Raw genomic sequence first — 22,115 nt, 5'->3', positions numbered from 1 at the left:
TAGGAAAATCTTAAATTATGAACTTTACAGAATATGCTTTAAAAAATAAGGCGCTGGTTTATTTTTTTGTTTTTGTATTGGTAGTCGGAGGAATTTATTCCTTCTTTACCATGAGTAAATTAGAAGACCCGGCCATTACGGTGAAACAAGCTATGGTCGTAACTACTTTCCCCGGTGCATCTGCCTGGCAGGTGGAATTGGAGGTGACCGATGTACTCGAGAAATCGATCCGTTCTATGGGAGACCTGGATCATGTAGAATCGCGTTCTATGGACGATATCTCACTTATTCTGGTCGAATTGAGCAGTACGGTACCATTAGCAGAATTACAGCAGAATTGGGATATCCTGCGCCGTAAAGTGGCAAACGTACAAGCTCAGTTACCGGCCGGTGCCCAGCCTTCGATGGTCATGGACGATTTCGGCGATGTATACGGGATGTTTTATGCAATGACATCGGATGGCTTCGATTATCAGAAAATGATGGACTATGCCCAGTTGGTAAGACGTACTGTGCTGGATATCGACGGGGTGAGCAGTGTCGACATATATGGAGAACGGCCGGCCTGTATTGATATCGATATTCAGGAATCGAAAATGGCCAATTTGGGGGTTCATCCTGCCGAGATCATCCTCACCCTCCGCGGACAAAATGCAACGGTCTATTCCGGTTACTATAACAGTGGGGAAAAAAGAGTACGCGTAGGAATAGACGGCGATTTCAATGGAATTGAAGATATCCGTAATCTCCTGATCCGGGGACACGAAGAAGACGATATCCGTTTGGGAGACGTGGCCGATATTACCAAAGGGTACGTTCAGCCTCAGCAAGAGGGATTGAAATATGATACGCTGCCGGCTATCGCTATATCGATAGCGATGCAAAAAGGGGGAAATATCATCCAGTTGGGAAAAGTAATCGATCAAAAATTGGACGAACTGAAGCAAAATATCATTCCTGCCGGTATAAATTTCGAGAAAGTATTTTTTCAGCCTACCCGGGTAAAAGATGCGATCAGTGTATTTATGGTCAACCTGATCGAATCTGTATTGATTGTGATCATCGTGGTGATGTTAGCCATGGGATTCCGTAGTGGTTATATAATCGGGATCGGATTGGTGGTAGTTGTTTTGGGTTCTTTTGTGATTTTACATATGATGCACGGCACTTTACAAAGGGTATCCCTGGCATCGTTTATTGTAGCTATGGGAATGCTGGTCGATAATGCCATCGTTATTACCGACGGGATTATGGTGGATATGAAACGGGGGATTCCCAAGCCGGATGCTTTGGTCAATATCACGAAGAAAACGGCTTGGGCATTGTTGGGGGCTACTACGATCGGTATCCTGACTTTTTTACCGATCTATATGTCGCCCGATACAACCGGCGAATATGTCCGTGACCTTTTTATCGTATTGGCTGTATCGCTATGGCTGAGCTGGATATTGGCGCTGGCTTATGTTCCGATCCAGGCCGACCGGGCTTTTAAACCCAAAGTGGTCGAACCGGGAGAACCCGATAATCCGTTCAATGGCAGAATTTACCGGCAATATCAGCGACTTCTCCGTTTTGCCATCCACTATCGTTGGATCTGGATTGTAGCTACTGTGATTTTACTGGTTTTTAGTGTTTACGGTTATCGGTTTATAAAACAGGGATTTTTTCCCGACTTGAGTTATAATCAATTGTATATCGAATATAAAATGCCTTTCGGTACCAATCCTGAGACTGTCGAAAAAGATTTGGCCAGTATGGAAAAATATTTGATGAGTCGGCCTGAAATCACCGCCGTAACCACAAGTTTGGGTGGAACTCCCTCGCGTTATAATCTGGTCCGTACGGTGGCCGAGCCCGCTTTAAGTTATGGGGAACTGATCGTTGATTTTACTTCGCCGGCGGCTCTGAAGGAACATTTGAATGAATTGCAGGCTTATCTTTCTTCTCATTATCCGCAGGCATATGTGCGGATGAAACAGTACAACCTAATGTATATGGATTTCCCGATTCAGTTTATGATTTCAGGTCCCGATCCGGCAGTATTAAAATCACTCTGTGCACAGGTTGAAGGGATCATGCGGGCAGATTCATCGGTAATGCTGGTAACCAATAATTGGGGCCCGGAGACTCCGGCGATGCGGGTGGATTATCAACAGCAGACAGCCCGGGATGTAAACCTGAGCCGGGAAGATGTCGGGTTGGCCGTACTGGCTGCTACCGACGGCTTGCCGATCGGTTCTTATTATGAGGGCGAACATCCTTTACCGATCTATCTGAAAAGTGTGAACGATCAGGGACAACGACCCGGGCAGATCGGTAATGTCCCGGTTTGGAGTATGGTTCCTTCGACGAATGGAATAGGCCTCGGTACAGTGAAAGAGTTGATGACCGGAATGATCGGTACCGATGATGTATTAAAACGATTGATCGGTTCAGTACCGCTCAACCAGGCTAGTAGTGGAGTGGAAGTCGGCTGGGAAGTACCGGTCGTACGTCGTTATAACGGACAGCGTTCTATTGCTGTACAATGTAATAACGCTCCCGGATATACGACTACCGCAGCCAGAAATAGCTTGCTTCCGAAAATCGAGGCATTGGATATTCCTCCTGGTTATACTACAGCCTGGCAAGGCGAATACCTGGCAAGTACGCAGTCACAGTTTTATTTGTTTAAAAATGTACCGATCGCTATCGTGCTCATATTGGCTATATTGATCGCTCTGTTTAAAGATTTCCGTAAGCCACTGATGATCTTGTTGTGTTTACCGTTGGCCATTACGGGAGTGGTGGCCGGAATGCTGATCGCCGGTAAAGAATTTGGTTTTGTGGCGATTGTCGGGGCCTTGGGATTGGTCGGCATGATGATTAAGAATGGGGTAGTTTTGGTAGATGAAGTCGATATTCAAATCCGTTCCGGGAAAGATCCTTTTCTGGCTTTGGTAGATGCTTCTACCTCCCGTTTACGTCCGGTATTCCTGGCGGCGATGACGACTATTTTGGGAATGATCCCTTTGGTGAACGACGATATGTTCGGGGCTTTGGCGGTTACGATTATGGGAGGACTGTTTATCGGAACAATCATTACTCTGGTGATTTTACCGATATTATATTCTTTATTTTTCCGTATCCGTCCTGCTAAACACGGAGAAGAAGAACAACAGCAACAACAGCAACAACAACAAATACGAATCAATTGGAGGTAATATGAAGGCACTTTTAATGATTTTGATCTTTTTTCCTGGAGTTTTATCGGCTCAGGTGGAGCTGGATTTACAGTTATGCCGGGAAATGGCTATTCGCAATAGTAAGGAGATGGAAATCGCCGACCGGCAACACCGGAAGGCTATGTTCGATACCAAATCCTACCGGGCGGATTATTTGCCTAAATTGTCTGCTGTCGGAGTCGGATTTTATAATCAGAAAAAATATAATTATAAATTGAAAGGAGGATATCTTCCCACTTATAAACCGGGAGAGAATGGGCAATTGGAACCGAATGTAATGATCGATCCCGCAACCCAGAAACCGGTGATTGGAAGTGATGGCAATCCGGTTTTCAATGAATATGCTTTTTTACCGGATATCCGTTTACAATTGAAGTTGAGAGGGGTTTATATGGCTGGGGCTCAGCTCGAACAACCGGTCTATCTGGGAGGTAAAGTCCGGGCTGCACATCGGATGGCACAATTGGGAGAGGACATCGCTGTCGAGAATATCCGGTTGAGCCGTTCTGAAATCGTGGTAGCGACAGACGAAGCTTATTGGCAACTGTTGAGAGTCGGCGAGCAGGTGTCCGCTGCCGAGAAGTACAGACAGGTCGTGAAAGAACTCCTGCAAAACCTGCGGGATGCTCAGGTGGTCGGAATGGCTACACCCAACGATGTACTGAAAGCCCAGGTCCGCTACAATGAGGCTGGCTTGATGTTGCAGAAAGCACAGAACGGACAGGTGTTGGCGAGCATGAATCTATGCCGGTTGGTCGGCCTCAATCTGCAAACGGAATTACACCTGCAAGATTCTTTGACAGATAAGATAGATCCTCGCATCTGGGCTTTGGATACTTCAGTGGAACAGCGCCCCGATTATACGATGTTGGCTCAGGAAGTAGACCTCAGGAAAAAACAAGTCGATTTGACACGGGCTGATTTTTTACCTCAGATCGGAGTGACCGCCGGTTATGGCTATGGAGGAGGATTGCAATTGAATGGAGATGATGAGGCAAGTGCTACTTTCTCGGCTATGGCAGCAGTGAAAATTCCCGTATTCCATTGGGGAGAAGGGAAAAATAAAGTAAGATCCGCCCGGATGGAGGAAGAAATCAGCCGTCTGAATCTTGAAAAAACAACGGATTTGATGCGTCTGCAAATTACTTCCGCCCGGTTTTCTGTTACAGATGCCCAAAAACGGGTAGAGATGGCCCGGAATGCCCTGTCGCAGGCAAAGGAAAACCTGAAAATCAGCAATGACCAGTATCAGGTGGGTATGGAAAACCTCACTGCCTTGCTGGAAGCACAGGCACAGTGGCAAGAAACCTGGAGCCAGTGGATCGATGCGAAAGCCTTGTTACACCTGAGTGTATCCCAATACCTGAAAGCGATTGGAAAGTTGGACTGAAGATAAATTCGAAGACTACTTATGAAAATTTTGATTTGATTTTCTTTTTGAATTTATTATCTTTGTTTTATTAATTATAAATTTTATTAAATGAAAAGAAGACTAATGTTTTTTGTGTTTCAGTGTTAATTATGGGAATTGGTATTATTGGAAGTAATTGGAGTGTGAATGAGCATACTGCTGACTTTTTAGCTTTTGCTAATATGGAGGCATTAGCTCGTGGGGAATCTGGAAGTGGGATCACTTGTTGGAGGACTGTTTCGATGAATGGGGCTGGTAGGCCTGCTCATTACACTTATTGTGGAAGTTGTGATGCTGTATTGGCCCGGGAGGTTGCTGATAAAGATTATTGTCCTCGTTGATTTTAAGGGGTGTCAAATTTTTTTGATCACCCCCTCATTTATTTGTATCTCTATGAGAAATCTGTTTTGTCTGTTTTTGGGTGTGGTGCTGGCCATAGCTTGTACGCATAAAGAGTTTTATTCTTTTACAAATGAGAAGAATTTAGAAATGATATCGGTTAAGATCGACGAGATTCTTTTGGCCGATTTTATGATAAAGAAAGGGGATTATTTGTTCATGATCAGTACCCGATCGGATTCTATGGTTTATTTGTATGCTTTACCTGATTTGCAGTACTGTAAAAGTTTTGGGATAAAAGGAAAAGGTCCCGGTGAGTTTATCTTGCCTATGTTTGTTGAAGCTCCGGGAAATGATGTTTATATATGGGGATATTCCGGCGTTAGATTGATTCGTTGTTTTTCAGTAGATTCTAATGCACATATTACTGTAAAGCAAGATTATCATTTGGATAAATACGAAACTTTTAATTTTATGCATTTGATCCGGGATTCTATATGTGTATATAGTTTAATGCCTACACAGCCTTTGGTAAAATTATACGATTTGAAAAATGGGAAAAATATGGGGGAATTGAAAATTGGATCTAAAAATAGGGTAAATTCCTATTTGTCCGATGGAGATGGGGTGATGGCTGCCAATGATTCGGTGATTATTGTCGCTTATCATTATAAAAAGCAGATCGATATTTATGATGTCAGTACTTTGAAACTGAAAAAGCGATTGATCGGGGATTACCGCCCTCAAAAATTAACAGACGATTTTACAGAAAATGAATATCATTATGTAGATATAGTTGCCGGAAAGAAAAGATTCTATGCTCTATACCGGGGATGCAGAAATAAAGATGCCAAAGAAAATAGTGATATTCTGGAGTCTTTTGATTATGATGGAAATCCTGTTATTAAATATAAATTCAATGATTTAAGTCCCGATATTTTTTATGTAGATGATGAAGCTGCTGTTTTATATGGTTATAAGTCCGCATACCCGGACTTAATGCTAAAATATGAATTAGAAGAAAGACTTCCGACTTATCAGGTCGATATTGATGAAAAACAAAGCTTTCGTTCCGTGTGCCGAAACTGACGTTTGGCGATTACTGGTTGGAACTGCCCACGCGCTTCAGTAAAGGGCAGTTGACTTATTTACTATATGGCAAAGAACTGTCTTCCTCAGGCTCTTACCTGAAGCTGTGGGTGAAAAAACGATTAAAAATAAGTTTTGACGGCAAAAAGAAACTGGAGAATTTCGATGTCCTGGGACATGTCAATAAGTTCTGTCGGCTCAAAATTAGCAATTATTTATGAAGGGGGTACTCTAAACCTAACCGGATGTATGGATAGCTGAATTACTTGATCGGAATAGTTTTCTGTAAGAAATTGATTTTAAATCTGATTCTAATATAAGAGATCAGGAAACCTTCTTTCATTGAAATTTATGGTTTTCAGCTCCGGTTTAGCTTGCCATGCAATGATAACACCGGAGACGAATAGGTACAAAAATCTCCTGCAGAGTTCTGTATTTGAGGGGGATAAATAGAACATCTGCAGGAGATATTTTAATTTGAAATCCGATGTTTTATTTTACGGGAAATTCCGGTATTGCCGGGACTTCTTTCTTTTCGGTTTTCAGTTTTTCCAGGATCACTTCGATGGCTTTATTCAATTGTTGGTCTTCGCCGTTGAACTCCAGGTAAGGATCGTTTTCCAACAGAATATCCGGATCTACCCCGTGACCTTCGATGATAAAGCCGCTACCGTCAGCTGCAAAAGGAGCATAGGAGGGGGTGACGATAGAACCTCCGTCGACTACCGGAATGGTGCCGCTGTAACCGACTACTCCTCCCCATGTCCGGTGGCCGATGACCGTACCCAGTTTATTGAATTTAAAACGATAGGGGAACAGGTCTCCGTCGGATGCCGAGTATTCGTTTACCAATAACACTTTCGGTCCGAGGAAAGTGCCTACCGGACTTACCGAACCCGAAGTCTGGTTGGTATGCATCGTATAAAAATGAGGGGTACGCATCAGGCGCTCGGTAATCATCGGAGATACATTTCCGCCGCCATTGCCCCGATCGTCGATGATCAGGGCTTTTTTACCCAATTGCGGGTAATAATGCTTGACGAATTCGTTCAGCCCGTCGACACCCATGTCCGGAATATGGATGTAACCTACTTCTCCGTTGGTGGCTTCACTCACTTTCCTGATGTTATTTTGTACCCAATTGTAATAATAAAGTTGCGATTCGTCGCTGAGTGGGGTTACTAATACCTGGCGGGCTCCTGCTGTTTCAGGCCGGGTATTCACTGTGAGTTCTACCGTTTTGCCAGCTTTGCCGATCAGTTCGCTAAAGAGATTCTCGGTTTCTTTCAGCGATTTGCCGTTGATGGCCAAAATATAATGACCTTCTTTTACCTCCACGCCGGGCATAGTCAGGGGCGAACGAGTCGCTTCGTTCCAGTTGGCTCCTTCTATGATTTTGGTCACTTTAAAATAACCCGAAGGATCTTTTTTGAAACGGGCGCCTAACAAGCCCATCGGGATTCTTGCGGGTGTCGGATGTTCACCGTTGGCAGAATAAGCATGGCCGACACTCAGTTCTCCGATCATTTCTCCGATGACATAAGTGAGGTCTGTCCGGTGATTGACATGAGGAATCAGGACTTTGTATTTTTCATACACTCCTTGCCAATCTACTCCATGCATATTTTTAGCGTAGAAGAAATCTCGCATTTGCCGCCAACTTTCATTGTAGATTTGCATCCATTCCTGATGATAGTCGATGTATTTTTTCAGGTCCGAAGTAGAAATCGGGTGATTTACACTTACCGGGGCATTAGGGATGTCGATGACCTGAAAAGCCCTGCCTGATTGTGCAATTGCTTTTTCATAACCCGGACCGAAAATGATCCGGCTATTCAGATCTGTTTCCTTCCGGTCTTTCAGGTTATATATACTGGTATTACCATAACGGTTGAAATAAACCTGATTACCGATCATATGCAGATCGTGGTAATTTCCTGCTGAGACTGGTAGTTCGATAATCCGGTTGGCGATATTCGTATAGTCGTATTCATTTTTCGGATGCTCTTTCGTTGCTTCGGATTTCTTGGTCTCCCTGGTGGTCGGTGTTTGTTGGGGAGCTTTCGGATTGTCGTTTTCCGGAGCAAAGGGAATGGTGGCATCTTGGGTAAGAGGCAAAATGTATATTTTATTCATATTGTTGTACACATGGTTCCATTCCGTACTACTGTAGGTCGGGTTGAAGGTACGGGCAGATACGAAAACCAGGTATTTACCGTCTTTACTGAAATTCGGTGAACTGACATTATACCAACCGTCGGTCATTTGATGTTTTTCTTTGCTATTCCGGTCATAAATGATGATATTATCCATCTCTTTTTCCGGTTGGATGTAGGTGATATACCGGCTATCTTGTGACCAGTTGAACGAGTTGATCGGTCCGACACCGGAACTGGCGATAACTTCGGTTTTCCCATCGCTTACCTGAGTCAGATTAAGGGTATTCTTTTTTTCACTCCAAAGAATGGAGCGGGAATCGGGAGCCCATTTCAGATCGAAGATATAGGTTTTCAAATCTTTCGTCAGCATTTTTTCTTCTCCGGTAAAAGCATCTCTCAGCCAGATATTGAATTCTCCGTTTTTGTCCGAGATATAGGCGATCCATTTTCCATCCGGCGACCATTGCGGATTGCGGTCGTTGGCATTTGAGGAATTGGTCAGATTATAGGTAATACCGGATTTTGCCGGTAGGGTGAAAATATCTCCCCGGGCGGCGACGACAACCCGTTCTCCGTTAGGGGCAACGTCCATTCTGCTGATTTGTCCGCTGACATCCTTCCATTCCGGTCGCGCCCAATTTTGGTCGTTATCGATCTCGACAGGAATCGGGGAAGCCTTTTCGGTCCGGGTGTCGAATTTATAGAGGATACCGCCTTGTTCATATACGATCTGATCTCCTCCTAGGGCTGGGAATTTGATGTCGTAGTCTTTGTTGAAGGTTAATTGGCGGGTAGTCTTATCCGATAAGTTATAAACATAGAGATTCATGATGTCGTCCCGGTCGGAAATGAAGTATATTTTATTCCCGTCTGCGGACCACATGGGAATGATATCCTGGCGGATTTCGTCTGTTATTTTCTGTGATTGGTGTGTGTCGAAATCATAAATCCGAATGTCGTCGGCCATACCTCCCTGATATCTTTTCCAGGTACGGAATTCTCTGAATACATAATTGTAAGCCAGTTTTTTCCCATCCGGGGAATAAGATGCGAAGCCTCCGTTTTTGAGGGGGATTTCGACAGCTTCTCCTCCCTCGGCGGGAACAGTCATTAATTGTCCGGTAAAGTCGTTGAAAGTGAATTGCCGGGTGCGGAACAGGATATGTTTGCTGTCCGGGGTCCAGCCGATGACGATGTTGTTAGGGCCCATCCGGTCGCCTAAATCATCCCGGTTCAGGGTTGCGGTATAGGTCAGACGCCGGGGAATACCACCTGCCGAAGGGATCACAAATACTTCTGTATTTCCGTCGTATTGCCCGGTGAATGCAATGTATTTTCCATCCGGTGAAATACGTGGAAACATTTCGTATCCGATATCCGAAGTTAATTTGCGGGCTGTTCCTCCTTGATCGCTTACCGTGTATAAATCGCCGGCATACGAAAAAACGATCTGTTTACCGTTGATATGGGGAAAGCGGATTAAACGTGCTTCTTCTGCTTTGCCGATCGATACGATCAGAAAACAAATGAATGTGAATATAAAAGTTCTCATGTGTGATGAATTATAGGTTTGAACACAAAGATAACAATGAATATTTAATATAAAGAAATAAAAACTGCAGAGTCATAATAAATAATTACAAAGAGAAAAAAAAGCTTGGTGAGAATATCCCTGTAATTTTATGCTCTGCAGAAAACGAAAGGTTCGTTTTTTGGTCGGTTTACGACTTGGGAGGGTCAACCGACAAATCCTATGATTATGATCGTTTGATAACTAAATTTTTGTTGTATCCGTAGAATGGTTTGTAACCTGACAAAGGTAAGGTGAAATCTATTTTTTTTTGAATATCGGTTTCGGACATTGTGGTGGACAAATAGAGAAATAATGTTTAGTTAAATAATTGATAAATATGTGTTTGATGTTTTTAAAATGGGTGGACACTCCATTTCAATTTGCTTTTGTCTACCCAATTTTAATCTTTTTATCGGTTAGAAAATCCAGTTTATAAATTTTTCAGAAACTCATCCAGATCGATTTCTTTTTGAAGTTTCGTCGAGATTTTATGCGCCAGTCGGTTTTTTCTCTTTCGCAGGGCTTCGGGGCTTGCGTGGAAAATGGTGGTCATGTCTGTCATCCTCCACTGGTGGTGAATCATACTGGCTAATAATAATTCGTCTGTATTACATTCGGGAAACATGCGTTGAAACCGGATACTGAAGTTACCGTCAAAATTCGTCAACCGGTAGATTAGTCGCCCGGAAGAATTTGCTTTTTGCTGGATTAAAGCTTCGTAAAGTCTTTTGTAACTTTCCGAAGATAAATGATGGAGGCTTTTTTCCCGATTTAGCAGGCGTTCCAGTTCATCATAGGCAATATGATTTTCGGTGATGAATTCTTTTGTCATCATAAAACTCCATTCCCGGTGTTTGATTGTTTCGGATAATTTTTCATACTGGACTTTCAATTTCCGGTGGCGGAAGTAAAGGAAAAGAGAGATAAGGGAAAAAGTAAATAGGCAAATGATGATGAGTAACAGGATTTGCGAGTAGTTTATCATCGGGGTATGGGAGATGCCGGATGAATTCCGGACTGAAAGGAGGGTGTCTTTCAATCGGAGGGTTTCGTCTTTCCAATAAAGGGCTTCGGCATAATTTCCATGTTGTATTTCGATATTGGCTTGGGTTTGACAATAGCTGATGAGACGGCAGATCGAATCCTGAGTTACCGGTGTAGATCGCTTGTCTAGCCATGAAGACGGGTTAGGGGTGTGGGTTGCACATGAAATTATCAGTGTCAGTATAAAAGTGAGAAAGATAGGTTTGCTCATGCGACTCCGTATTTTGTTTGCAAACATATACTATCTTTAACGGATTATCAATGTTTTTCCGGTTCACTTTTTTAAAGACAATAATTTTTAAGCAAAATACACAACTTTCTAGGTTAACTATTTTTCTTTTATGATTCTGCTTCCTGAATAATTATGTGAATTTTCGATTTGTGGATTCCCTTTTATAACCAAGCGGGAATGCCCGTATAAATCATAGGTCAACCGTTGGTTTACTTGTATCTCGGCTTTGGCTCCGATGGATAATTGGATGTCCGCATTTTGAGTTTCCAATTCCCGGGCTTCCAGACGGGCTGCTGTTTTCAAAATGGCTTGTAAGTTTTGGGCTTCTCCTTTGATCTCCAGGATTCCGGAGGTGCGTGCCTCTGCCTGAATATCTTCGGCTTTTAGTCTGATCCGGATCTGGCCTCCGGTTGTTGCTTCCAGACGGATTGTCCGGAGGTTCCAGATTTGAGGCCAGGCATCTATTCTGGAATGGTTGGAGGCTTTCAGACTCCCGAGGGTCGGCATACTGATCAATACATTCATCGAAGCGTATTTGACGATATTTACGCTGTCCGGAATATAAATTTTTAATACCTTGTTTTTGACCGTAGTTTTAATATAAGAAAACAGGTTATCGTCAGCCTCTACGGTGATCGGTTCCATTTCTCCCCGGACGATAGCGACATCAATTCCCCGGGAAATTTCGATACTGGTGAAATCTGCTGTTTCACGCTGTTGTGTCAGGACATATCCCGAACCTTTTACATTTTTCTGCCCCCAGACAGCAGAAATAGTCAGATAGAAAACTAAAAGTAATAATCCCGGTCGTTTATAAATTTTCATAGCGTTGAATTTTTCTCTGTTTAACGCTTTTATCCGGATCCGGGTTCGGTGAGAATAAAAAAAACTGCCGTTGCCGGCAGTCTCTCAAGTTTGTGGTATAGATAGTAGTAATTGGTTATAAGTTTATCCGGCATTGATAAATTTCTTCACCAGTGCCTGAATATTTTCAGGATGGTTACTGATGTCTTGCCGTAAGGTTTTATCGTGATATGAATTTAGTTTGTCGATCATTCCATCGATTAAGCTGGCACTGAAAACGCCCTGAGCTTCATATATGGCTCTTTGGTTAGCGAGGCATTCGGCCGATTCTGCACAAGAAGTCGGTAGATGGCTCAATCGTTCTGCTATATGCTTATGGGCATCGTCGAAAATGTTGACATTGACATACCGTTCCTCTGCATATGGGAGGGCATCGGGCATCTCGAAACCATGCCGTGCGGCTACTGCAAGTCCGGCTAATAACAAATACACATCGGCCGATCCGTCCGGACAACGAAATTCTATGGTTTGTTTAGTACTCAGGTCTGCATGGCCTGCTTGCTCAAGAGGATTAGCATCGGTGATCATTTCATTGGCTCCCTGTGTCCAACCCAGAGGTACACGTACCAGCACCGAACGGTTACGGTCGCCCCAGCAGATATTGGTCGGAGCTTCCTGATGCGGTACCAGACGAAAATAAGATGTCGGATTTGTATTACCGAAAGCTGTCAAAGAAGGAGCTATTTCCAAGATACCGGCAATAGCTTTTTTGGCCGCTTCCGTAAGTTGACCGTTTTCGATATACATGTTTTTTCCTTCTTTCATCAGACGGGTATGGATATGTAATCCGCTTCCGGCTTTTCCTGTCGTGATCTTGGGTGCGAAGGTCAGGTCTACCCCATATTGATAAGCAAGTGTCCGGAGTATCCATTTGGCGATAACCAACTGGTCGGCAGCTTCTTCTATATCGACCGGCAAAAATTCGATCTCATTCTGTTCGTATTGCAAGTTACCGATCGTGAAATTCCCGACTTCAGAATGGCCGTATTTGATTTGTCCTCCCGCTTGTGCGATGGCACGCATTGCTTCCTTTCGGAGATTGGCCCATTTGCAGAAAGGCATAGATTCATGGTATCCTCGCTGATCCGGTGTCTCGAATAAGTCTTCTTTCTCGCTGATGACATAATATTCCAGTTCCCCCATAGCCTGAAATTCCATACCGGTAACTTTCTTAAACTCTTCGTGGGCCTTGCGAAGGGTATACTCCGGAGCGCTCTCCAAAGGTTTACCGTCTTTCGTATAGTAACTGCAAAGAATGTCTAGTGCAGGAATATCACTGAAAGGGTTCAAAAAGGCAGTCCGGTAACGGGGTATCACGTATAAATCGCTTGAACCGGCCTGTATATAAGGAAATAAACTGGATCCATCCACCCGTTCACCATAGGTCAGAATGCTATCCAGGTGTTCCAGGCTGTTAATAATGAAGTTCAGTGTTTTCAATCGTCCGTCTGCTCCGGCATAACGAAAATTGATCATTTCAATATCGTTTTTCGTCACATATCGGATAATATCCGCTTTGGTGAACTCTTTTTGAGGCTTATTCAAGAATTTCACCAGTGGATTGGGATTAAGTATCGTATTTCCTTCCATAAATCCTTTGTTAACGGTTACGGAGCAAAACTATGAAAATTTTTCTAAATTGAGAACGTTTGCGTAACAAATTATAAGTTAAAATTCTTTTATTTTTAGGTATTGTTAGTTTTTATCGCTCTTCTTCTCGGCAAATGACGAGAAAAAAAAGAAGGTATAAATCTGATTTGTGGATAATTATGCATTTATTTCAAATAATAATTCGATTATATTCAAGTGTTTTTCCGGGATGGTGATGAAATAATTGCATAAATATTTGTTTGTAATAAATATTTATGCATATCTTTGTCCTGTTGTTTGAATAAAGAGGTTCGTTCAGGCACAATTTAGAAATATCAATATAAATCATTAAAATTTTCAGGTGAGATGAAAATAGATGTTATGGTTGCTTCGGTCGGGCATTTGAAGTATGTAAAAGTAATAAACGATACCATTGATGAGGCTGCAAAAGCCCGGGGGACGGGTATTGCACGAAGAACCGACGAATACATCGCCGATAAAATCAATCAGGGAAAAGCGATTATTGCTCTAAACCGGGAAGAGTTTGTAGGATTTTGTTATATCGAATCCTGGGGTCATGAAAAGTTTGTGGCTAATTCAGGATTGATTGTAAAGCCGTCTTACCGGGGAATGGGAGTCGCTAAGCGGATCAAAAAAGCTGCTTTCGATTTGTCCAGAAAAAAGTTCCCCCATGCAAAATTATTCGGTTTGACGACCGGTGAACAAGTGATGCGTATCAATACCGAATTGGGATATGTACCGGTGACCTTTGCTAAACTGACGGACGACGAACAGTTTTGGGCGGGATGTAAATCCTGTGTCAATTATGATATCCTGCTCCGGACGAATATGACGAAATGCTTGTGTACCGGTATGGTGTACGATCCCGAAGTTGCTGCAAAAAGAGAAGCGGATAAAAAGCTGGAAGAGAAAAAACAAAGCAACAGGATTGTAAAATTGTTGAAAAAAGTGATTTAATAGTCAGGATAAAACCATGAAAGAAAAAGTAGTACTGGCCTATAGCGGAGGATTGGATACCTCTTATTGTGTAAAATACCTGAGTGAAGAATTGAGCCTGGAAGTATATACCGCTTTGGCAAATACCGGAGGATTTACCGAAGCCGAGCTGAAAACTGTCGAAAAAAAAGCTTATGCATTGGGGGCGAAGGAACATGTTAACCTGGATGTGACAGAGGATTATTATGAGAAGTGTATCCGTTATATGGTGTTCGGTAATGTTTTGCGGAATAAAACCTACCCTGTATCGGTGAGCTCCGAACGGACTTTCCAGGCATTGGCTATCGTGAACTATGCAAAAAAAGTGGGAGCACAATATATCGCTCACGGGAGTACAGGAGCAGGAAACGATCAAGTGCGTTTCGATTTGTGTTTTGCTGTTTTTGCCCCGGAGATGAAAGTAATTACTCCTACACGCGATCTGAGACTTTCCCGGGAAACGGAGATCGGGTACCTGAAAGCCCATGGTGTCCATTCCGATTGGAAGAAAATGGAATATTCGGTAAACAAAGGTATATGGGGAACTTCTGTCGGGGGAAAAGAAACTTTACATTCCAATACGAATTTACCGGATAAGGCTTATCCTTCTCCTCTCGTGAAAGAAGGTTGTGAATCACTTGAGCTGGAATTCGGGCAGGGAGAGATCGTAGGAGTAAACGGGGAGAAAATTTCCCGGATCGCTGCCATTCGTAAAATAGAAGAGATCGGTGCCGCCTGGGCGATCGGTAGGGATACCCATGTGGGAGATACCCTGGTCGGGATTAAAGGACGGGTAGGGTTTGAGGCTGCTGCTCCGATGCTGATCATTAAAGCACACGAATTGCTCGAAAAACATACACTGACGAAATGGCAACAATATTGGAAAGAACAACTGGGTAATTGGTACGGGATGTTCCTCCACGAAGCGATGTACTCAGAGCCTGTGATGAGGGATATTGAAAGATTTTTAGAAAATAGTCAGCAAAAAGTAAGCGGCAAAGTATTCATTCGCCTTCGGCCTTATCATTTCGATCTGATCGGTATCGAGTCGGAACATGATCTCATGAATTCGGGATTTGCCGAGTATGGTGAAATGAATAAAGCCTGGACAGCAGACGATGTGAAAGGCTTTACTAAAATATTGTCGATGCCTTTGCGGATATACAATGTAGTAAATGGATTATAACCCTGAAAATAAATTGCAATGAGAATAGGAATTGCCGGAGCTGCCGGTTATACAGCGGGGGAATTGATCCGGATACTGATCGGCCACCCCGGAGCAGAACTCAGATATATTCAGAGTGAATCCCACCAGGGATTGCCGGTATATAAAGTACATCAAGATTTGTTGTATTCCCGGCTTGTTTTCTCGGATATCGATTTTTCAGATATTGACGTACTCTTTCTCTGTATGGGACATGGGGTGTCGGGAAAATTTCTGAATGTTCATCCGATCCCTGCAAATGTGAAGATTATCGACCTTGGGAATGATTTTCGTTTGGAAAAGGAGTCCAACGGTTTTATTTATGGCCTGCCTGAGTTGTCCCGTGAAGAGATTAGAAAGGGGCGATATGTAGCTAACCCGGGATGTTTCGCTACAGCTATCGAGCTGGGACTTATTCCGTTGGCTTCGATCGGGCGCTTACCGGAAGAGATTACTGTTGTGGGGATTACCGGATCGACCGGTGCCGGCCAAAAGCCGACAGCAGATACTCATTTCAGTAATCGTTGTAATAATCTCTCCAATTATAAGATTTTCACCCACCAGCATTTGGATGAAATCCGGGAGACTTTGGTGAGAGCAGGAGCAAAAGGCTTCCCCGATTTGGCTTTTGTACCGGTGAGGGGGTGCCATACCCGGGGGATACTGGTCAATACGGTGATTCGTACGGATATTACGATCGAAGGCATTACAGCCCTTTATAAAGCTTATTATAATACACATCCTTTTGTATATGTCTCTGACGAACCGTTGTATCTGAAACAAGTAGTGAATACGAACTACTGCTATATTCATATCTCTAAGCAAGGCGAACAAATGCTGATCACTTCAGTGATCGACAACCTGCTGAAGGGGGCTTCCGGCCAGGCAGTTCAAAATATGAACTTGCTTTTTGGCCTGGAAGAAACAACCGGTCTCCGTCTGAAGGCCAACTATTTTTGACTGAAAGCCTGGAAGCGATGTTTCTTTCAGCTTTTTACCTTTACCTTTTTACCTTTTTTATTATGGGATTATTCGAAGTTTATAGTTTATTGGATTTGGAACCGGTAAAAGCCAAAGGAGCTTACCTCTGGGATAAAAATGGGGATAAATATCTTGATTTTTATGGAGGACATGCCGTGATTTCCATCGGTCACAGCCATCCGGTATATGTGGAGAAAATGACTCGCCAGCTGAATCGGATCGGTTTTTATTCGAATGCGGTGAGGAATCCTTTACAGGATGAATTGGCTTTGCTATTGGGAAAAGTTTCCGGTTATCCGGAATACAACTTATTCCTTTGCAATAGTGGAGCCGAAGCGAACGAAAATGCGTTGAAGCTGGCCTCTTTCATTACAGACCGGTCCAAAATACTGGCTATGAGAGCTGCGTTTCACGGTAGGACGAGTGTGGCGGTGGCGGTGACGGATAATCCGGCCATTCAAGCACCCTTGAACCGATGTCATGAGGTGACTTTTATTGGATTGAACGATCGGAAGGCATTGGAAAGCGAGCTGGAGACCGGTGCTTATGCTGCTGTGATTGTCGAAGGTATACAGGGAGTCGGTGGTATACAAATGCCTGATACCGGTTTCTTGCAGTCGATGCGCGAACTTTGCACCTCTACAGGTACTCTGATGATTGTAGACGAAGTACAATCCGGATATGGGCGTACAGGTAAATTCTTCGCTCATCAGCATGCCGGTGTTTTACCGGATATCATCACGATGGCTAAAGGGATGGGCAACGGCTTTCCGATAGGTGGTTTGTTGATTTCGCCTAAGATTAAAGCCCGTAAAGGAATGCTCGGGACTACTTTCGGCGGAAACCATCTGGCTTGTGCCGCTGCTCTGGCAGTATTGGAGGTTATACAACAAGAATATTTGGTCAATAATGCTGCCGGCTTGGGGAAATATCTGATTCAGGAATTGAAGAATATGCCGGGGGTGAAGGAAGTACGGGGAAAAGGCTTGATGATAGGAGTAGACGTGAAAATTTCACAGGAAGAGGTCCGGAAGAGATTGATCTCCGAACACCGGATAATGACAGGATATAGTGGAAATTATACCCTTCGTTTACTTCCGCCTTTGATCATTACCCGGAAAGAAGTGGATGAATTTTTGAAGGCTTTCCGGCAAACGATGGACAATGGGATGGCTCGGTTACAGGAGAAGGTCGGCGAGACCTGTAGTCGCTGATCGGTACCTGGCAGCCTGGTGTCTTCGGGGTACGGATCACTTTATAAACTTAATAAATTCTTTATGATCAGAATAATAAAAATCGGTGGTAAACTGATCGAGAACGATGCTGTATTGAACGGTTTGTGTGATGAATTATCCGCCTGCTACCGGGATAGTGTATTGGTACATGGAGGGGGAAGTATGGCCGGACAATTGTCTGCGCGTTTGGGGATCAGGACCCGTATGATCGATGGCCGGCGGATTACCGACCGGGAAACCCTGGAGGTTGCCGTGATGGCCTATGCCGGATGGGCGAATAAAAAACTGGTCGCAGCTTTACAGGTACGGAATGTGAATGCCTGCGGCCTGTCAGGATGTGACCAAAAAGTGATTCTGGCACATAAGCGGGAGGTGAAAGAAATCGATTGGGGATTTGTCGGAGATATCGATCGCGTGGATACCGGGGTTTTGGCCGGTCTGTTGCATCGGCAGGTGATGCCGGTCATTTCTCCGATTACATACGATGGAGCGGGACAACTCTTAAATACCAATGCCGATAGTGTTGCCGGAGCTGTGGCGGTTGCTATGAGCCGGATCGATGATACCGAATTGATATTTTGTTTCGATAAACCCGGCGTATTGCTGGATGTAAACGATGCGGATTCGGTGATCCCGGTGCTCGATAAAGAAAAGTATGCCGGATATTTGGAACAAGGAGCGATTCATGCAGGGATGATCCCTAAACTCGATAATGCTTTTAAAACTATAAAGGCCGGAGTAAAATCGGTGCGTTTGACGGATCCCTGCCATTTGGACGGGGGAACGGTTTTAAGATAAAAGACGAAATATGGAGACCATAGAACTTTTAAAGAAAATGATTTCTATTCCTTCGTTCAGCGGGAATGAAGAACGGGTAGCCGATTTGATGGTAGCTACGTGGGCAGAACATGGATATTCCGCAGAACGAAGTGGAAATAACGTATGGGTAAAATCCCGGAATTTCGATCCGGTAAAACCGACGATTCTGCTGGATGCTCATTTGGATACCGTTCGGCCGAATGGAAACTGGGAGAAAGATCCGTTTACTGCCGTAGTGGAAGATGGAAAATTATACGGCTTAGGGAGTAACGATACCGGTGGTAGTGTAGTTGCCATGATGGCCGCTTTTCTACAATTGGCAGAAAAGAAACAGGCCTATAATCTGGTTTGTCTCGAGTCGGCAGAGGAGGAGAATACCGGAAAAAATGGCATACAGCGTATTGTCGGCAACTTAGGTAAAATCGATTTGGCCCTGATCGGTGAGCCCACAGGCATGCAGGCAGCTATTGCTGAAAAAGGTTTGATGGTCGTCGATTGTGTCGCGAAAGGAAAATCCGGACATGCGGCAAGAAATGAAGGACTGAATGCTATTTACGAAGCGATATCCGATATCGAATGGTTCAGGTCCTACCGCTTCGGGAAGGAATCTCCTTTATTAGGTAAAGTAAAAATGACTGTGACCGGAATCGAAGCCGGAACCTTACACAATGTTGTACCGGCTGAATGCCGGTTTATGGTAGACATCCGGGTAAATGAATATTATACGAATTCCGATATTTACGAGACGATTCGCAGAAATGTGAAAAGTGAAGTCCGGCCCCGTTCTTTTTCTCTCAACTCTTCGGCTATTCCTATCGATCACCCGATCGTATTGCGGTGTAAGGATTTAGGCTTGAAAACCTACGGATCGCCTACAACTTCCAATCAGGCCGTTATCCCTTATCCGTCGCTGAAGATCGGACCGGGGGACAGTGCCCGTAGCCATACGGCCGATGAATATATCGGATTGGATGAAATAGAGGAAGGAATCATGCTCTTTGTTAAATTGTTGGATGGCTTTTGTTTTTAAGCCTATGTATAATCGGTCGGTTACCCTACTGGTATCCTCCGGAAAATGATCTGGGAGGGAGGCTGACAGGGGATCGTTAAAATTAAAATGATACTCATATGAAACTTTGGGATAAAGGATACGACATCGATCGTTTCACCGAAGAATTTACGATCGGTAAAGATAGAGAGTTGGATGTAATGTTGGCGAAAGCCGATGTATTAGGTAATATGGCTCATTTAAAAATGTTGCATCATATCGGGCTGATTTCCGATGGTGAATTGAAAGATTTGGCGCAAGGGTTGAAAGATATCTTCGCTGAAATAGAACAGGGAAAATTTCATATTGAGGCGGGGATAGAGGACATCCATTCGCAAATAGAATGCCTCCTCACCCGAAAGTGTGGGGAAGCCGGTAAAAAGATTCATACAGGGCGTTCCCGTAATGATCAGGTACTGACCGATCTGAAACTGTTTACCCGTACTGCCTTGATCGATGTGCTGCAACAGGTGACCTCCTTGTTTCATTTGCTTATGGAAAAGGCAGAAGCCAACAAAGATATTCTGATGCCGGGGTATACCCATCTGCAAATCGCTATGCCTTCTTCATTCGGCATGTGGTTTAGCGCTTATGCGGAGTCTTTGGCAGACGACCTGTTGATGTTGAAAGCTGCTTACGATATGGTCAATACCAATCCCTTGGGATCGGGAGCCGGTTATGGTTCTTCTGTACCTTTAAACCGGACGATGACGACCCGGTTATTGGGATTCGGCGATCTGGCTTATAATTCAGTTTACGCCCAGATGCAAAGAGGGAAAATGGAGAAAAATGTACTCTTTGCTTTGGCTACTGTTGCGACGACACTGGGGAAACTGGCTGCAGACGTGTGTTTGTTTGCTTGTGGAAATTTTGGTTTTCTCAGACTTCCCGATCGGTTTACCACCGGTTCCAGTATTATGCCTCATAAGAAAAACCCGGATATCTTCGAGTTGATCCGGGCGAAGACCAACCGGATTCAGTCTCTGCCTACACAGATGGCTATGCTTTGTGCGAACCTGACTTCCGGGTATTTCAGGGATATGCAGTTGAGTAAGGAGATATATTTGCCGGCATTTAAAGAACTGACCGATTGTCTGTTTATGACAGAGATGGTGTTGAAAGAAATCGAATTGAATCCGCTGATTCTTCAGGATAAAAAATACAGTTATCTCTTTACGGTTGAAGAAGTAAATGACAGAGTCGCTGCGGGGATTCCTTTTCGCGAAGCTTACCGGATGGTCGCTGAAAAAGTGCAGCTCGGAGAATATAGGGGGGATATTTCCCGGCCTTTACATCATACCCATGAAGGAAGTATCGGCAATCTGTGTTTGCAGCAGATTCGGGAGAAATTTGAACGCCATAGTTCGGAATGGAAGCCGGAGCAGGTGTGGCGGGCAGAAGCAGAATTAATGGAATAGTTCCACACTTTTCCACACTGTTGGGGAATCGATTCCCCATTTTTTGAAATATATCGTTTGGGATAATGATTTGATTTTTAGGCTTTTGTATCCGCTCTGACCATTGCTGTTTTTTGTGGCATATATTTTTCTTGTCTTCTATATAAAACAGAAAAAACTTTAAAAGACAAGGAGCATGAAAAATATAAAGAGAACATTATGGATCGCTATTGTGGTTGGGGCGTTTACATTATCTGCATTTGCCGTAGATCTGGTCCCTACTTCAGAATCCTTACTCCAGAAAGTGGAAAAAAAGAACGAAGTACGGACAGAATTGCCCCAGGCTGTCAAGTCGGCTGTGATTTCAAAATATGTCGCTTACGCTATTGAACAGTTTTCTTTTGAAGAGAATTCGGTTTATAAACTGATTCTGAAAGGCGATCGCAATAAATTGATCGTTTATTACACGGCGGATGGGGAATATCTGAGTCAGGAAACCGTTAAAACCGTACAAATGGTTGCCTTGATATAGTTTCTGATACCTAAAATGTAGAATTATTCCGGTCCTTGTTCGTCTTCGGTATTCGTGTTCGGGGACGCGGTCGCTTCTGTCGGTCATCTAGCTTTTTCTTTCACTGACCGGCGGAACTCCTCACTCCGCAAAAAACTTTACGTTACGTTTCCGTCAGACACCACCGGTCGGACGTTCAGAAAAAGCAAGACGACACTCGCCAGAGCTCCAATGGTCCCCGAACACGAATACCTTCGACTCCCGTCATCACTGCCTGGCAAGCTAAACCGGACCTGAAAACCATAAATTTCAACGAAAAAAGATTTTCCGGTAAAGTAACCCAACTATCCATAATCCGATAGAGGTGAGCCGGTATTTTATTCTATAAAATTTTTCTAA

General features: G+C 43.8%; 16 protein-coding genes. 12 read left to right on the top strand and 4 right to left on the bottom strand.

The window, feature by feature from the left end; translation table 11 throughout:
• Positions 1-17: 17 nt before the first annotated feature.
• The 4 genes from WS42_RS08000 to WS42_RS07990 all read left to right on the top strand — a co-directional run bounded on the left by WS42_RS08000 (position 18) and on the right by WS42_RS07990 (position 6,063).
• Complete coding sequence (locus tag WS42_RS08000) at positions 18-3,203, top strand: efflux RND transporter permease subunit (protein ID WP_046404375.1); 3,186 nt, start codon at positions 18-20, stop codon at positions 3,201-3,203.
• Between the two features lies 1 nt (position 3,204).
• Positions 3,205-4,614 carry a TolC family protein gene (locus tag WS42_RS07995; protein WP_013612970.1) on the top strand — a complete coding sequence of 470 codons (1,410 nt, stop codon included), beginning with the start codon at positions 3,205-3,207 and terminating at the stop codon, positions 4,612-4,614.
• Between the two features lie 131 nt (positions 4,615-4,745).
• On the top strand, positions 4,746-4,976 hold the full coding sequence (locus WS42_RS15460; protein ID WP_022159790.1) for a hypothetical protein: 231 nt from the start codon (positions 4,746-4,748) through the stop codon (positions 4,974-4,976).
• 52 nt (positions 4,977-5,028) lie between these two features.
• On the top strand, positions 5,029-6,063 hold the full coding sequence (locus tag WS42_RS07990; protein ID WP_046404373.1) for a BF3164 family lipoprotein: 1,035 nt from the start codon (positions 5,029-5,031) through the stop codon (positions 6,061-6,063).
• A 492-nt stretch (positions 6,064-6,555) separates the two neighbouring features.
• Here the strand turns inward: WS42_RS07990 and WS42_RS07980 are convergent, their stop codons facing one another.
• The 4 genes from WS42_RS07980 to WS42_RS07965 form a co-directional block, all read right to left on the bottom strand.
• Positions 6,556-9,774, bottom strand: a complete 3,219-nt coding sequence (locus tag WS42_RS07980) for a S41 family peptidase (RefSeq protein WP_046403804.1) — start codon at positions 9,772-9,774, stop codon at positions 6,556-6,558.
• A 451-nt stretch (positions 9,775-10,225) separates the two neighbouring features.
• Positions 10,226-11,050 (bottom strand): hypothetical protein, encoded by an 825-nt coding sequence (locus tag WS42_RS07975; RefSeq protein WP_046403801.1) that lies wholly within the window; start codon positions 11,048-11,050, stop codon positions 10,226-10,228.
• A gap of 117 nt (positions 11,051-11,167) precedes the next feature.
• Complete coding sequence (locus tag WS42_RS07970) at positions 11,168-11,896, bottom strand: head GIN domain-containing protein (RefSeq protein ID WP_022159786.1); 729 nt, start codon at positions 11,894-11,896, stop codon at positions 11,168-11,170.
• Positions 11,897-12,019: 123 nt separating this feature from the next.
• Positions 12,020-13,525, bottom strand: coding sequence for a glutamine synthetase family protein (locus tag WS42_RS07965; protein WP_013612976.1), 1,506 nt, complete (start codon positions 13,523-13,525; stop codon positions 12,020-12,022).
• A gap of 366 nt (positions 13,526-13,891) precedes the next feature.
• Between WS42_RS07965 and WS42_RS07960 the strand changes: the two genes are divergently transcribed.
• The 8 genes from WS42_RS07960 to WS42_RS07925 all read left to right on the top strand — a co-directional run bounded on the left by WS42_RS07960 (position 13,892) and on the right by WS42_RS07925 (position 21,737).
• Complete coding sequence (locus WS42_RS07960; RefSeq protein ID WP_013612977.1) at positions 13,892-14,503, top strand: GNAT family N-acetyltransferase; 612 nt, start codon at positions 13,892-13,894, stop codon at positions 14,501-14,503.
• Between the two features lie 16 nt (positions 14,504-14,519).
• Positions 14,520-15,707: an argininosuccinate synthase gene (locus WS42_RS07955; protein ID WP_046450956.1), complete on the top strand. Its 1,188-nt coding sequence runs from the start codon at positions 14,520-14,522 to the stop codon at positions 15,705-15,707.
• Between the two features lie 18 nt (positions 15,708-15,725).
• Entirely contained in the window at positions 15,726-16,685 is a 960-nt protein-coding gene (gene argC, locus WS42_RS07950; RefSeq protein WP_046404364.1) for an N-acetyl-gamma-glutamyl-phosphate reductase, read from the top strand.
• Between the two features lie 62 nt (positions 16,686-16,747).
• The gene (locus WS42_RS07945; RefSeq protein WP_013612980.1) at positions 16,748-17,920 is read left to right on the top strand and encodes an aspartate aminotransferase family protein; all 1,173 of its coding nucleotides are present in this window, start codon (positions 16,748-16,750) and stop codon (positions 17,918-17,920) included.
• A 63-nt stretch (positions 17,921-17,983) separates the two neighbouring features.
• Positions 17,984-18,739, top strand: coding sequence for an acetylglutamate kinase (argB, locus tag WS42_RS07940; protein ID WP_022159783.1), 756 nt, complete (start codon positions 17,984-17,986; stop codon positions 18,737-18,739).
• Between the two features lie 10 nt (positions 18,740-18,749).
• Positions 18,750-19,790 carry a M20 family metallo-hydrolase gene (locus tag WS42_RS07935; RefSeq protein WP_022159782.1) on the top strand — a complete coding sequence of 347 codons (1,041 nt, stop codon included), beginning with the start codon at positions 18,750-18,752 and terminating at the stop codon, positions 19,788-19,790.
• 98 nt (positions 19,791-19,888) lie between these two features.
• Entirely contained in the window at positions 19,889-21,226 is a 1,338-nt protein-coding gene (gene argH, locus WS42_RS07930; RefSeq protein ID WP_022159781.1) for an argininosuccinate lyase, read from the top strand.
• 175 nt (positions 21,227-21,401) lie between these two features.
• Positions 21,402-21,737, top strand: a complete 336-nt coding sequence (locus WS42_RS07925; protein WP_013612984.1) for a hypothetical protein — start codon at positions 21,402-21,404, stop codon at positions 21,735-21,737.
• Positions 21,738-22,115 lie beyond the last annotated feature (378 nt).

The organism is Odoribacter sp. N54.MGS-14 (genome assembly GCF_000980295.1).
Lineage (GTDB): Bacteria > Bacteroidota > Bacteroidia > Bacteroidales > Marinifilaceae > Odoribacter > Odoribacter splanchnicus.
The sequence above is the reverse complement of the archived record's forward strand: the minus strand, read 5'-3'. Positions and strand labels throughout refer to the sequence as shown.